11 protein-coding genes are annotated in these 12,732 nt (G+C 50.3%); 5 read left to right on the forward strand and 6 right to left on the reverse strand.

Going from position 1 to position 12,732, the window contains the following annotated elements; translation table 11 throughout:
- The 4 genes from ilvA to CFF01_RS01445 all read left to right on the forward strand — a co-directional run bounded on the left by ilvA (position 1) and on the right by CFF01_RS01445 (position 4,749).
- Positions 1–1,551 carry a threonine ammonia-lyase, biosynthetic gene (gene ilvA / locus CFF01_RS01430; RefSeq protein WP_088903610.1) on the forward strand — a complete coding sequence of 517 codons (1,551 nt, stop codon included), beginning with the start codon at positions 1–3 and terminating at the stop codon, positions 1,549–1,551.
- A 231-nt stretch (positions 1,552–1,782) separates the two neighbouring features.
- A complete protein-coding gene (locus CFF01_RS01435) occupies positions 1,783–2,925 on the forward strand; it encodes a pyridoxal-phosphate-dependent aminotransferase family protein (RefSeq protein ID WP_088903611.1) in 1,143 nt (380 codons plus the stop codon).
- A gap of 423 nt (positions 2,926–3,348) precedes the next feature.
- Complete coding sequence (locus CFF01_RS01440; protein ID WP_033540557.1) at positions 3,349–3,819, forward strand: Hsp20/alpha crystallin family protein; 471 nt, start codon at positions 3,349–3,351, stop codon at positions 3,817–3,819.
- Between the two features lie 321 nt (positions 3,820–4,140).
- Positions 4,141–4,749: a TetR/AcrR family transcriptional regulator gene (locus tag CFF01_RS01445; RefSeq protein ID WP_088903612.1), complete on the forward strand. Its 609-nt coding sequence runs from the start codon at positions 4,141–4,143 to the stop codon at positions 4,747–4,749.
- Positions 4,750–4,887: 138 nt separating this feature from the next.
- Here CFF01_RS01445 and CFF01_RS01450 read toward each other — a convergent pair whose 3' ends face one another.
- The 6 genes from CFF01_RS01450 to ubiK form a co-directional block, all read right to left on the reverse strand.
- Positions 4,888–6,225: a metal-dependent hydrolase family protein gene (locus CFF01_RS01450; protein ID WP_088903613.1), complete on the reverse strand. Its 1,338-nt coding sequence runs from the start codon at positions 6,223–6,225 to the stop codon at positions 4,888–4,890.
- Between the two features lie 588 nt (positions 6,226–6,813).
- Positions 6,814–8,172, reverse strand: coding sequence for a sodium-dependent transporter (locus tag CFF01_RS01455; RefSeq protein ID WP_088903614.1), 1,359 nt, complete (start codon positions 8,170–8,172; stop codon positions 6,814–6,816).
- Between the two features lie 237 nt (positions 8,173–8,409).
- Positions 8,410–8,913 carry an Lrp/AsnC family transcriptional regulator gene (locus CFF01_RS01460; RefSeq protein WP_088903615.1) on the reverse strand — a complete coding sequence of 168 codons (504 nt, stop codon included), beginning with the start codon at positions 8,911–8,913 and terminating at the stop codon, positions 8,410–8,412.
- A 25-nt stretch (positions 8,914–8,938) separates the two neighbouring features.
- Entirely contained in the window at positions 8,939–9,673 is a 735-nt protein-coding gene (locus tag CFF01_RS01465; RefSeq protein WP_088903616.1) for a phosphatase PAP2 family protein, read from the reverse strand.
- 74 nt (positions 9,674–9,747) lie between these two features.
- Positions 9,748–9,879, reverse strand: a complete 132-nt coding sequence (locus tag CFF01_RS19340; RefSeq protein ID WP_269768268.1) for a hypothetical protein — start codon at positions 9,877–9,879, stop codon at positions 9,748–9,750.
- Between the two features lie 267 nt (positions 9,880–10,146).
- Complete coding sequence (gene ubiK, locus CFF01_RS01470; protein WP_033540556.1) at positions 10,147–10,407, reverse strand: ubiquinone biosynthesis accessory factor UbiK; 261 nt, start codon at positions 10,405–10,407, stop codon at positions 10,147–10,149.
- Between the two features lie 281 nt (positions 10,408–10,688).
- On the opposite strand from ubiK, the gene rep reads away from it, so the two are divergent.
- A complete protein-coding gene (gene rep / locus CFF01_RS01475) occupies positions 10,689–12,701 on the forward strand; it encodes a DNA helicase Rep (RefSeq protein ID WP_033540555.1) in 2,013 nt (670 codons plus the stop codon).
- Positions 12,702–12,732 lie beyond the last annotated feature (31 nt).

Genomic DNA, 12,732 nt, shown 5'->3' on the forward strand with positions numbered 1-12,732 from the left:
ATGTTGGCTCTTGCCTCTCAGTCCCAGCTGGATCTCGCACACTATTATCTGCAGAAGATCTTGCTGTCGTCGGTTTATGATGTCGCCAAGGTGACGCCGCTTTCCAGCCTCAATAAGCTGTCGGCGCGCCTCGGGTGCCAGGTGTTTCTCAAGCGCGAAGATATGCAGCCAGTGCACTCCTTTAAGCTGCGCGGTGCATACAATCGTATTGCCGAGCTGAGTCAGGAAGAGTGTCAGCGTGGCGTGGTATGCGCCTCAGCGGGTAACCATGCCCAGGGGGTTGCCATGTCGGCCTCGGCGCGGGGCGTGAGTGCGGTGATCGTCATGCCTCAGACTACGCCGGATATTAAGGTGGATGCGGTGCGCCGCTTAGGTGGCACAGTCGTTTTGCATGGCCAGTCCTTCGATATGGCCAATGAGCATGCCCAGCAGCTTGCAAAGGACGAAGGGCGCATCTATGTCGCGCCGTTTGACGATGAGGCGGTGATCGCGGGCCAAGGTACGGTCGCCCAAGAGATGCTGCAACAGCAGCGAGATCTTGAGGTGGTGTTCGTGCCTGTGGGCGGCGGTGGCCTGATAGCCGGCATCGCAGCCTACTATAAGGCGGTGATGCCCCAGGTGAAGATCATTGGTGTCGAGCCAGAAGATTCGGCTTGCCTCAAGGCAGCACTGGAAGCCGATGAGCGGGTGGTTTTGTCTCAGGTAGGCCTGTTTGCCGATGGTGTTGCGGTAAAGCAGATCGGCGCCGAGCCCTTCAGGCTGGCCCGTGAGTATGTGGATCAGGTGGTGACGGTAACCTCAGATGAGATCTGCGCTGCGGTGAAGGATATCTTCGAAGATACCCGTGCTATTGCCGAACCTGCGGGCGCGCTCTCTTTGGCGGGGCTGAAGAAATATATCGGTGATGAGGGCAAGGGGCAGAAGGTCGCGGCGATTCTCAGTGGTGCTAATGTCAACTTCCATAGCCTGCGTTATGTGTCCGAGCGCTGTGAATTGGGTGAGCAGAAAGAAGCGATTTTAGCGGTTAAGGTGCCGGAGCGTCCGGGGATCTTCCTGCGTTTCTGTGAGCTGCTGGAAAAGCGTGCCATGACAGAGTTTAACTATCGCTTCTCTAGCCGTGAAAAGGCAGTGGTGTTTGCCGGTATTCGCCTGTCTCACGGTCAGGCGGAGCTAGACGAGATAGTGGCGCGGCTCGAAGGCGATGGCTTTGAGGTGCAGGACCTGTCTCACGACGAGACCGCCAAGTTGCATGTGCGCTACATGGTTGGCGGCCTGCCGCCAGAGCCGCTGCAAGAGCGTCTGTTTAGCTTCGAGTTCCCCGAGCATCCTGGCGCCCTGTTTAAGTTTCTCACCACCTTGCGCAGTAAGTGGAACATCAGCCTGTTTCATTACCGCAACCATGGTGCGGCCTATGGCCGGGTGCTGGCCGGTTTCGAGGTGCCTGAGAGCGATAGCGTTGCTTTTCAGCAGTTTCTTACCGAGCTGGGTTTCGTCTATCAGGAAGAGACTCAGAGCCCTGCCTATAAGCTGTTTCTGGATAATCGCGACTAATGACTTGCGCTTTCGCGAGCGGAGACAAACTTTCACTTTTAAAGGGCGCGATGGCGCCTTTTTTTATGTTATCTTGCAACAGATTTAAAGCAATAAGATGCCAGTCATGGCACGAAAGTAACTGTTCATCCGTAGGGTGGTGATGGCATTTGTCATAATTCCATCATCAATTAATCAGACAGTTAGCCTTAACCCTTACTTCTCAAGCTCAGGCTTGATAGAGGACATGAGATGTTAGCAGCACCTAAAGTTATCCCTTTTAATCCCCCGCGTAGAACCTTGATGGGCCCGGGCCCGTCGGATGTCTATCCCGAGGTCCTAGCGGCGCAGGCAAGGCCAACCATAGGCCACTTAGATCCCTTGTTTGTCGGCATGATGGATGAGCTTAAATCTCTGATCCAATATGCGTTTCAAACCGAAAATGCCATGACCTTAGCGGTTTCAGCCCCTGGCAGTGCAGGTATGGAAACCTGTTTTGTTAATCTGGTTGAGCCGGGTGAGAAGGTGATTGTCTGCCGTAACGGCGTATTTGGCGAGCGTATGCGCCAGAATGTTGAGCGCGTCGGTGCCACCGCTGTGGTGGTGGATAACGAGTGGGGCACACCGGTGTCACTAGGTGATGTCGAGGCGGCGCTTAAGGCCCATCCCGATGCCAAGTTTCTTGCCTTCGTCCATGCTGAAACCTCAACCGGGGCGCTGTCGGATGCTAAGGGCCTGTGTCAGTTGGCCAAGGCCCACAACTGCCTGTCGATTGTCGATGCAGTGACTTCTCTTGGCGGTGTCGAGCTTAGGGTCGATGAGTGGGGCATAGATGCTATCTATTCGGGCAGTCAAAAGTGCCTCTCCTGTGTGCCAGGCTTGTCGCCAGTGTCATTCTCGCCGGCGGCGGTAGAAAAGCTCAAGGCGCGTAAGACGCCGGTGCAGAGCTGGTTTTTAGATCAGAGCCTGGTCATGGGCTACTGGAGTGGCGAACAGGGGGCTGGCGGCAAGCGTAGCTATCATCATACGGCGCCTGTAAATGCCTTATATGCGCTACATGAGTCGCTGCGTCTGCTTGCCGAAGAAGGGCTGGAAAATGCCTGGGCGCGCCATAAAGCTATGCATGGCTTACTGCGTGACGGCTTAGAAAATTTAGGCCTTAAGTTCGTGGTCGAGGAAGGCTCGCGCCTGCCACAGCTTAACGCGGTTTATATTCCTGAGGGGGTAGACGATGGCGCGGTGCGTAAGCAACTGCTTGAGGAGTATAACCTGGAGATAGGCGCTGGGTTAGGCGCGCTGGCAGGCAAAGCCTGGCGCATCGGTTTGATGGGGTTTGGCGCGCGGCGTGAAAATGTCGCCCTTTGCTTGAGGGCGTTGCAGGAAGTGTTGCGTTAGCTACGGACTCAATTGAATTAAAGGGGGCTTTAGCCCCCTTTTTGTTGGCTAGCGAAAAGCGGTTTTTAAGAAGGTCTTGAACCTCAGCTTTGCCTGATGTTGAGTGACATGCATCAATCGTCAGATATCAGAATTTGGCAGATTTAAACCATTGTTATTTATAGTTTTACACTGATTGGTGATCTTCGCGTTGTAGACTGGCGTTTAGCGCATATTTTGTGCCTAATCGGCGGGGTGAAAGTCACTTTTTAAAGCTGTTTTGATCTGGATTAATTGACCTGCAAACAATGCTTAGTTGCCCGTGAAAAGTGCGGGCTAACAACTAAAATTAAGGTATGGGAGCCCAGAGGGCTTGCGCTTTGGGCTGTTTGTAAATCCTCTGAATCTCTCGCTATGGAGATTCAGCCGACAAAGGAGCTTGTTATGCGATCTTTCTTCCCCTCCATCTTTCATAAAGATGATCCGCGAACCGCTCTGCATTCGCGGCTAGACAACGTATTCGATGATTTTGCTAAAGATTGGTTAACGACTTGGCCTAATGCACGTGCCGAGCTAGGCGTCATGCCTGCCATCGATGTTAAAGAGTGTGCCGAATATGTCGAAATCAAGGCGGAACTGCCTGATATGGAAGAGAAGGATATCGATGTCGACATTCGCGGTAACTATCTCACCATCAGCGGTGAGAAGCGTCATGAGCAGGAGAAAGATGAAAAAGGCTACCACTTGAGAGAGCGCTCATTTGGATCCTTCCAACGGCAGATCCCATTAGGCTTCAATATCGATGCCGATAAGATCACGGCGAAGTATAAGAAGGGTGTGCTCGCCATTCATGTACCTAAACCTGCCGAGTTGCAACGAGATGCGAAGAAGGTAAAAGTCGATTTCCACGAATAGCAAGTCAATCGAAAGTCAGCCAAAAGGCGCCAAATTGGGCGCCTTTTTTATCGATTTATATTAACTGATGCGAGCAGAGGGCTGGTGGAACATCAGCGGCTTAGTCAGAGTTTACCAATAAAGGATCGCGGCCGCGCTAAGTATGCTGGCGATTGAAAACTTCTTCAATGATGATGTAAAACGCAATGAGGTCGTTAAGCTTGATAGTCACCAGCAAATATAAACTTGCTAGTGTTGTTTATGTAGACTTGGTTTAAAAAGTAAACTAAGCAGTGTAAAGTAATCACTGTTCGCCAGGGTAAACCTAATTAGCTAATCAAAATGAAAGATAAAAAGTTAACTCGCTCAGAGCTTAAACGCGCCGCCATTGTCGGCGCGGCCAGTGTTGAGTTTCAAAACAAGGGATTTAGCCTGGCGAGTATGGACGAGATCGCCAAACGTGCCGATGTATCAAAGCGCACTGTGTACAATCACTTTCCCAGCAAAGAAGCGTTATTTAGTGCCATCATGCTTGAGATGATGGCGATGCTGTGTGCGTTCGAGGTTGTTCCTTATCGCGCTGATGAAGATTTGGCCGTGCAGTTGACACAATTAGTGCAGCATGAAATTAAGCTGCTCAGTGCCAAAGGTTTTATTGATACGTCTAGGGTGATTATTGCCGAGGCAATTCATAAGCCTGAATTGATTCAGGGTGCCATGTCAGAATTCACAAAGCAGGAGTCTCCCTTGGCGGGCTGGTTTAATCAGGCGATTGCTGCTGGGGCGCTCAAGGCTGCGAATAGCGAAGTATTAGTTATTCAGTTTACCGCAGTGATCAAGGCGTTTTGTTTCTGGCCACAGCTGATTCAAGGTGAGCCACTGCCTAGCCAAGCTAAGCTTGATGAGATCACCCAAACTGTGGTCGAGATGATCATCAAACAGTACACCTAAGCCGGGTTACTTGGCTATTGTCTTGAGTTCAAAGGTTAAAGAAAAGCCTAGTCATATTGCTATAACCAGGCTGTTGTGGAGTACTATCTTTGGCTTCACCAGTTTTGCTTTCGCAATTCTTGTGTCGCTGCTGCCGATTTAGTCCAGCTTATTTTTAAAGATCTTCCCATCTTTCATGATCAGGTCGAAGTTCGTGGCGGCATCGCTAATAAGGTCAATATCCTTCAGTGGGTTACCATTGACTAAGATCAGGTCGGCGTAGGCACCCTTACGCACCTCGCCGAGAACCCCTTGTCTATAGGGAGTGCGTGGACCGGCTAGAGTGAGTAACTCTGCGTTATTCGAGGTTACCATCTTCATGATCTCGTAAGGAGTAAACCAGCGCTTCATCTTGGCGACAAAAGTGCCTTGCTTGCGCGCTAATTCTTTATCGAAAAGCATGTCAGTGCCCCAGGCCATTTTAACCCCTAACTTTTTCGCGAGTTCGATGACACGATCAGTACCCTCAGTGACTTCTATAAACTTCTTAGTGCTGACGGGGTTATCAAATTTAATGGCATCATCATCGTTGATAATGGGTTGAACTGACAGCCAAGCGCCTTTTTTCTTCATCAGCTTCAAGGTTTTTTCACTGAGCAAGTTGCCGTGTTCAATTGACTTGACGCCCGCTTCGACCGCTATCTGCGCGGCTTCATCGGTGAAGATATGTGCAAGTACATAGGTGTTATAGGTTTCTGCCACTTCGACGAAGGCTTCAAGTTCTGCCTTGGTGTATTGTCGTACGTCCAGGGGATCATAGAGGGAAGACACACCTCCGCCAGCGGCGATTTTGATCTGGCTGGCGCCCATACGCATCACTTCGCGGGTGCGCAGTATGACTTCTGGTACGCCGTCTGCCTGCAGCATCATTGCATTTTTATACCAATACCAGAGTGAGTCTGCGGGATTAGAGGGGACCGCTTGGTAGGGGCGATAGTCAAGATGCCCGCCAGTTTGTGTGATTGGAGGGCCAGAAGGAAAGATTCTGGGCCCGATGATCTCACCCGCATCGATTAATTTCTTAGTTGAGAACGGATTGCCACCCACATCACGTACCGTGGTGAATCCCCTGAGCAAAGTCTCTTCGGAGCCGAGTGCGCCGCGAATGGCGATCTCTAAGATATCACCGGTAATGACCGTACTTTGGGCTGTACAGCAGTAAGTGGTGTGCCAATGGGCGTCAATCAAGCCGGGGATCATGGTGCGGCCGCCACCATCAATGACCTTCCCGCCTGCAACGGCGAGAGGCTCGGTAGAGACTTCAGTGATTAAATTCCCTGTTACGACAACATTCGCATTTTGAATGAGCTTTTCGTTAACGCCGTCGAATACATTGACGTTAGTGAATAAAGTCACGTTACTCGTTTCTTCCGCGAAAAGCGCATTACTACTGAAAACTAGTGTTAACGAGGCCAATAAGCCAACTATTCTCTTCATGAGTGCATTTCCTTGTGAGATAAGCAAAGACGCTGCCTATCTGTCGTGGTCAGTTTTACTTGCTAAAGAGCGAGATATAGAAATCTCTCTGCTGCCCTAAAACATAATAGGTAATGTTTGGTGTGCTCGCTTTAAAAAGAGCATTGCCATGCGTGGCTGGTCTTTCGTTTCTTTATGAATGGGAGAGTTGGGGGAAGACTCTGTAAGATTAAGTTTCTGTGTATTGGGCTGCACATATAAGCTCCCTTTATAGGCATCCTTGCTGCCAACTTTAAACTAAAATGGTGAGGGTGACTGTTAGACAACCTTCTTTAACAGTCTCTGAATAGCACAGTATCAGCTCTGCATAGATGATGCTATTTCACCCCTTGCGCTGTCATGAAATATTCATTTATGTCAGTAAGATCTGCCTGTCTTCGCCAACAAATAATGCTAGTCCTGGCTAAAAAATATACGCCTGCTCAGCGTTAAATACAAGTGGTTGGAGCGACAAGCAGCCCCTTAGCAATGGCTTATGACGAGGGCGAATTAAATCACCCCCGACATCTGTCTGGAAATCAGGTTCAGGAGGTATCCTTGCCCCTATTTTTAGGCGGTTAATAGCTGCAATATGATGGCCAGGATTAGCACTGGACAGACATATTTAACGTAGATAGGCCAGATGCGCCAAAAGAATCCTTTTAGGTTAGCGCCTTCTTGGGCAGCAATGGAGCTGAGCAGACTGTTTCTGTGCCATACCCAGCCAGTATACAAGGCGATACCCAGTGCAATGAAAGGTTGCGCTCGCTCCGTGGTCAAGGTGATCACCAACCCAAACAGGGCATCAAAATTAAACACCATAATTGCTGCCAGCAGGGCGATGACGGTACCGACCAGGTAGGTGGCGCGGTGACGATTGATCTTGGTTTTCTCTACCATATAGCTGGTGGGCACTTCAACGATAGAGATAGCCGATGTTAGCCCTGCTATGGTCATCAAAATGAAGAAGATAATCGCAATAATCTGCCCTAAGTTACCGCCCAAGCTGTCGAAAAGCGCCGGTAATACGGTAAATACCAGGGTGTCGGCATTTAGCAGGCTACCGTCTTCGGCGAAGATCTCGACCCCATTGTGGTGTGCCACATACATGGCGGGGATGATCATCAAGGCTGCAAGAAAGGCCACACAGGTATCGGTTAGGGTGACATAAGCGGTCAGCTTGGCCACATTTTCTTGCTGATTCAAGTAGGCGCCGTAGACCATCATGGCACCTGTCCCCACGGTCAGCGAGAAGAAGGTTTGCCCCAGGGCACCGATCAGTACTTGCGGTTCCCAAATGTTGTCAAAGTTTGGCAGTAGCAAAACCTTCAGCCCTTCGCTGGCCCCTGGTTGCATCAGAATATAGCCAACCCCTAATACTAAGATCACCAGCAATAAGGGCATGAGACGTTTAGACCACAGCTCTATGCCTTGCTGCACCCCTTGGCGGATCACCAGAACCACCATTAGCATGAAGAGTAAGCTAAAGAGTAAATTACGCTCTAACGAGAAGGCCATTAGCCATTGAGCTAAGCTCTCTGATCCCATGAGTTGAGCTATAGGTGCTAAGGTAAAACTGACAAACCAGCCTGACAATATGCTGTAAAAAGTGCAGATGAGGGTCGCGGTGATGATTGAGGCGAAGCCTATGGCTTTACCCAAGCCGCGACTTAATGAACTGCTGCCCAGCTTGGCCATGGCATCTGCGGGGTTAGTCTGGCCATGGCGGCCTATCATAAGCTCGGCGACCAACATGGGATAACCCAAAATAAAGATGAGCACCAGGTATACCAATAGGAAGGCACCGCCGCCATGGGTGGCTGCCTGAGTGGGGAATCCCCAGATATTTCCAACCCCAACGGCCGAGCCCGCCGCAGCCATGATAAAACCTATGCGGGAGCTGAAGTGTCCCGTATCTTTCGTGCTCATCTGTACCTCACCTCTGTGCTAAAGAGGGCGCATCATAGTCCTTTATTATAGTGGGTCAAGGGCGATAAATGGCGTAAGGCCAAGGTATGGCTTGAAACTATTTCAACTAATTTTAAAAACAAGCAATAAATTGTCGCTAAATGGCTTTGGTTAGGCATTTATTGCATAGCTTGGGCTGTGAGTCAGGCAGACGCGATAGGATTGCGCGGCAAAATAAATGAAATATTGTGCAATCTATCAAGTTATCTCATCAATCTGCTCATCGATTTGGGGCAGTGGGATGGCAGTGCGGTTTTTGACCTGCTTAAGGACGAAGCTTGAGCGTATGCCGGCGATATGTGGACTGCTGGTAAGTTTCGTCAGCAAAAAGTGCTTAAAGGTGTCCATGTTTTTGACCAATACTTTTAACTGGTAATCGGCGTCGCTACCTGTCAGTAGGGCACATTCGAGCACTTCGTCGTAGCTATCTATTGCCTGTTCAAAATCATCGAGAATCGTTTGGGTGTGTTTTTCCAGGCGGACTTGAACATAGGCGGTTAGCGTGAGATCGAAGTAGTTGGCATCGACCAGGGTGGCATAACCGGAAATGATCCCAGCCTCTTCCATCGCCTTAACTCGGCGAGAACAGGGTGAAGGTGACAGGCCTATACTCGCGGCTAACTCTTGATTGGCCAGGCGTCCATGGGTTTGCAATAGCTTTAGAATCTGAATATCTATCTTATCGAGTTGTAGTTTTGTCATGTTGGTTGCCGGAAAAAGTGAAACCTTAGCTTTGCCTGATGGCGCGCCACCTTTCTATGGTCAGCAAGGAGGTGAGGGCGATCAGGCCACCGAGTAAGGTGGCGGCCAAGATATCTTGCGGCCAATGCATGCCGAGCAACATACGGCTAAACCCCATTGCTATCGCCCATAAGCATAACAGAGACGGTAGCAAAACATGTTGCGATAACAGCAGAAAATAACTAATAACCAGGGTCAATGTCACCGCGAACAGAGTGTGACCTGAGGGAAACGAAAACCCTACCTCTTGCTGCCAGTGGTGGCGAATATTGGCCGATAGTTGCATCTCTTGTGAAGGTAAGGATGCCAAGCTGTGCGCCATGATCTCCCGCCGTATGTCTCTCGGTGCTTGATAAAACTGCTTTATAGGCAAGCCTAGGGTTTCCGCCAGAAATTGCACATTGGGTCTGGCTTCAGCGAAGTGAGGCTTTAGAAAATGATTTAGCCCTAAGCTGAGTCCCATGGCCAGAGAGACGCTTAATATCAGCGGTGCGAAGTATCGGCCACGTAGGCGTAAGAAGCTGAGCAGGAGCAAGGCTAAGACGGTCAAGATGCCATAGGGAGACGTTCCCGAACTGGTGAGACCATAGGCTACTTGTGCCCTAAAAGAGCTGAGATCCAGTAGAGGAAACATTGTCAGGCCGCTGAGGTAAACGGCGGCAGGAATCAAAGTTAAACCGCCCCAGAGAAGCAGTAGTTTGAACAATGGAGTCTTTGGCATCAATTTCCCCCCTCAAAAGCACTAGGCTAACCTATAAGCAGGGTGTTGGGCTAGGCTAGTGTCTGTGAGTGTGATTAAGCGAGAGCCGAGCTGCATACTTCGCTGGCGACTGGCGACTGGCGACTGGCGACTGGCGACTGGCGACTGGCGACGATACTGGCAATATAGGCTGAGATTGAAAGCAGTGGGGTTGCGGCGGATAGCATAATAAGTACTGCCTAGGCTAATCTACTTGTACAAAAATAATCGTTGTAGATAGAAGGGCGTCAGCACACTCACCAGAGTTAGGTAAGCGAGTTAACATGAAAATCCCCCTTGAATCACCGTTCAGGGGGAGTACCGCCATTAAATCTTAAGCTTGTCTATAGAGGTGGGCGGAGTGATGAGCACTTGTGGTCAAATAAGGGCAATAAAAAAGAGCGTCTCGCGCTCTTTTAAAGGGGGCTGTTTAGGCTAAGGCCCAGGAACAAGGATTACACTTCGTCTTGCTGTCTGAGTCTGGCTTCCAGCGCGTCGACTTGTGCCTGCAGAGCTTCCAGTTTCTCTCGGGTTTTTAGCAGGACATGCTGTTGCACATCAAACTCTTCACGAGAGACGAGATCTAGCTTCATCAACTGATTTTGCAGTATCTGTTTGCTCTTCTCTTCAAACTCACCGGCGAACTGCTTAAGCCCGCTGGGGAGGTTATCGCTAAGTTGCTTAGCTACTTCTTCGATCTTCTTGGGATTAATCATCTTTGTTGTCCGCCATTGGCCATCTAATGCATATGCTCGAATTGTACCTAAGCCGCCTAGGATGACAACTAAAAACCTAGCGACGCACATTCTTATGTAATGTCGATCTGCGCTTGAGCTAGCAATGCTTGTTGGGATTACCTGGTGTTGCCGGCTCAGTTAAAGCCGATTCTCGAAGTGGTGGCGGTATTTGGATAAATATTTTGTCTCAGCCCAGGTAAAGATTCTGGTATGATCCCTGGCCGATCTTATGATTTCTCTTGTTTGGTAACTCTTGTTCAATGAAGCTCAATCCCGGTCAAAATGATGCTGTTCACTATGTTTCTGGTCCCTGTCTGGTGCTTGCTGGCGCTGGGAGTGGTAAGACGCGTGTGATCATCAATAAAATCGCTTATCTGGTACAGAAGTGCGGTTATCAGGCGCGCAATATTGCGGCGGTGACCTTTACCAACAAGGCGGCGCGGGAGATGAAGGAGCGTGTGGCCCAGTCGATGGGGCGCAAGGAGGCCAGAGGCTTGTGGATCTCGACCTTTCACACCTTGGGGCTGGAGATCATCAAGCGAGAGTATAAGGTGGTCGGCCTTAAGCCTGGTTTCTCTTTATTTGATGACCAAGACACCCTGGCGCTGCTGAAAGAACTTACTGAAAAGGAGTTCGATGGCGACAAGGATCTGCTGCGCATGCTGATGACGGCTATTTCCAATTGGAAAGGGGATCTGGTGATCCCTGAGCGTGCCCGCAAGACGGCCAAAGATGAGCAATCTCAGCTGTTTGCCCTGCTTTATCAGCGTTATGCTCAGCACATGAAAGCATATAATGCGCTGGATTTTGACGATCTAATCTTATTGCCGACCTTGCTACTGAGACACAATCAAGAGGTGCGCGAACGTTGGCAGAAACGGATCCAGTACCTCTTGGTGGATGAGTATCAAGATACCAACACCAGTCAGTATGAGCTGGTGAAGTTGCTGGTGGGGGAGCGCGCTCGCTTTACCGTTGTGGGAGATGACGATCAGTCTATCTACTCCTGGCGTGGGGCTAAGCCGCAAAACCTGGTGCTCTTGGGGAAGGACTTTCCCAGGCTTAAGCTGATTAAGCTTGAACAGAACTATCGCTCCAGCCAGCGTATTTTGCGAGCGGCCAACATATTGATCGCCAACAACCCCCACGTTTACGACAAGTCGCTGTTTAGTGAGTTGGCCTATGGCGAGCCGCTGCGGGTATTGATTGCCGCTAATGAGGAGCAGGAGGCCGAGCGTGTGGTGGCCGAGATGATTCGCCACAAGTTTGTTGGCAAGACCCAGTATGGCGACTATGCCATCTTGTATCGAGGTAACCATCAATCACGCCTGCTTGAGCGTGCCCTGATGACCAACCGTATTCCCTATAAGTTGAGTGGTGGCACCTCGTTTTTCGGCCGCGCCGAGATTAAAGATATCATGGCCTACCTACGTCTGGTGGTGAATCCGGACGATGACAACGCCTTTTTGCGTGTGGTTAACTTGCCAAAGCGCGGTATAGGACCGGCAACACTGGAGCGCCTGGGCAATTACGCCAACGAGAAACATATCTCCATGTTTGAGGCGATTTTTCAGGCGGAGTTGAATCATCATCTGCCGCCGGCGGCCATGTCGGCCCTGTACGAGTTTGGTAAGTTTATTGTCGATACCGGTGAGGCTGCGAACCGGGGCGAACCGGTAGAAGCGGTAAAACACCTGATTCGTAACATCAATTACGAAGATTACCTGTACGAAACCAGTACCAGTGCCAAGGCCGCCGAGATGCGGATGAAAAATATCTCCGAGCTCTATCGCTGGGTAACCGAGATGCTTGAAGGCGATGAGCTGGATGAAGGGATGACCCTGCCAGAGGTGGTGACTCGGCTTACGCTCAGAGACATGATGGAGCGTAACAGTGAAGATGAAGCCGGCGATCAGGTACAGCTGATGACGCTACATGCTTCTAAAGGCTTGGAGTTTCCCTATGTCTTCATGGTTGGGGTGGAGGAGCGCATCTTGCCCCATCAAACCAGCATAGATGAAGACAATGTCGAGGAGGAGCGTCGCCTTGCCTATGTGGGGATCACCCGCGCTCAGAAGGAGCTATGGTTTATGATCTGCCGTGAGCGCCGACAGTTTGGTGAGGTGATGCGTTGTGAGCCGAGCCGTTTCTTGATGGAATTGCCCCAAGATGATCTCATCTGGGAAAACCGCAAACCACCACAGTCCGAGCAGCAAAGAGTGCAATCTGGCCGCGCCAATATTGCCAACATACGGGATATGTTGAAGAAATAACGGTTCATTATGGAGAAGCAATCAAGCTGGC

It is taken from the genome of Shewanella marisflavi, assembly GCF_002215585.1.
Lineage (GTDB): Bacteria > Pseudomonadota > Gammaproteobacteria > Enterobacterales > Shewanellaceae > Shewanella > Shewanella marisflavi.

What these genes read in the sequence shown, in the direction of transcription:
- ubiK (WP_033540556.1), bottom strand. Translation starts at nt 10,407, where the DNA reads ATGATTAATCCCAAGAAGATCGAAGAAGTAGCTAAGCAACTTAGCGAT.
- CFF01_RS01440 (WP_033540557.1), top strand. Translation starts at nt 3,349, where the DNA reads ATGCGATCTTTCTTCCCCTCCATCTTTCATAAAGATGATCCGCGAACC.
- CFF01_RS01455 (WP_088903614.1), bottom strand. Translation starts at nt 8,172, where the DNA reads ATGAGCACGAAAGATACGGGACACTTCAGCTCCCGCATAGGTTTTATC.
- rep (WP_033540555.1), top strand. Translation starts at nt 10,689, where the DNA reads ATGAAGCTCAATCCCGGTCAAAATGATGCTGTTCACTATGTTTCTGGT.
- CFF01_RS01450 (WP_088903613.1), bottom strand. Translation starts at nt 6,225, where the DNA reads ATGAAGAGAATAGTTGGCTTATTGGCCTCGTTAACACTAGTTTTCAGT.
- CFF01_RS19340 (WP_269768268.1), bottom strand. Translation starts at nt 9,879, where the DNA reads ATGCTATCCGCCGCAACCCCACTGCTTTCAATCTCAGCCTATATTGCC.
- CFF01_RS01435 (WP_088903611.1), top strand. Translation starts at nt 1,783, where the DNA reads ATGTTAGCAGCACCTAAAGTTATCCCTTTTAATCCCCCGCGTAGAACC.
- CFF01_RS01465 (WP_088903616.1), bottom strand. Translation starts at nt 9,673, where the DNA reads ATGCCAAAGACTCCATTGTTCAAACTACTGCTTCTCTGGGGCGGTTTA.
- CFF01_RS01460 (WP_088903615.1), bottom strand. Translation starts at nt 8,913, where the DNA reads ATGACAAAACTACAACTCGATAAGATAGATATTCAGATTCTAAAGCTA.
- ilvA (WP_088903610.1), top strand. Translation starts at nt 1, where the DNA reads ATGTTGGCTCTTGCCTCTCAGTCCCAGCTGGATCTCGCACACTATTAT.
- CFF01_RS01445 (WP_088903612.1), top strand. Translation starts at nt 4,141, where the DNA reads ATGAAAGATAAAAAGTTAACTCGCTCAGAGCTTAAACGCGCCGCCATT.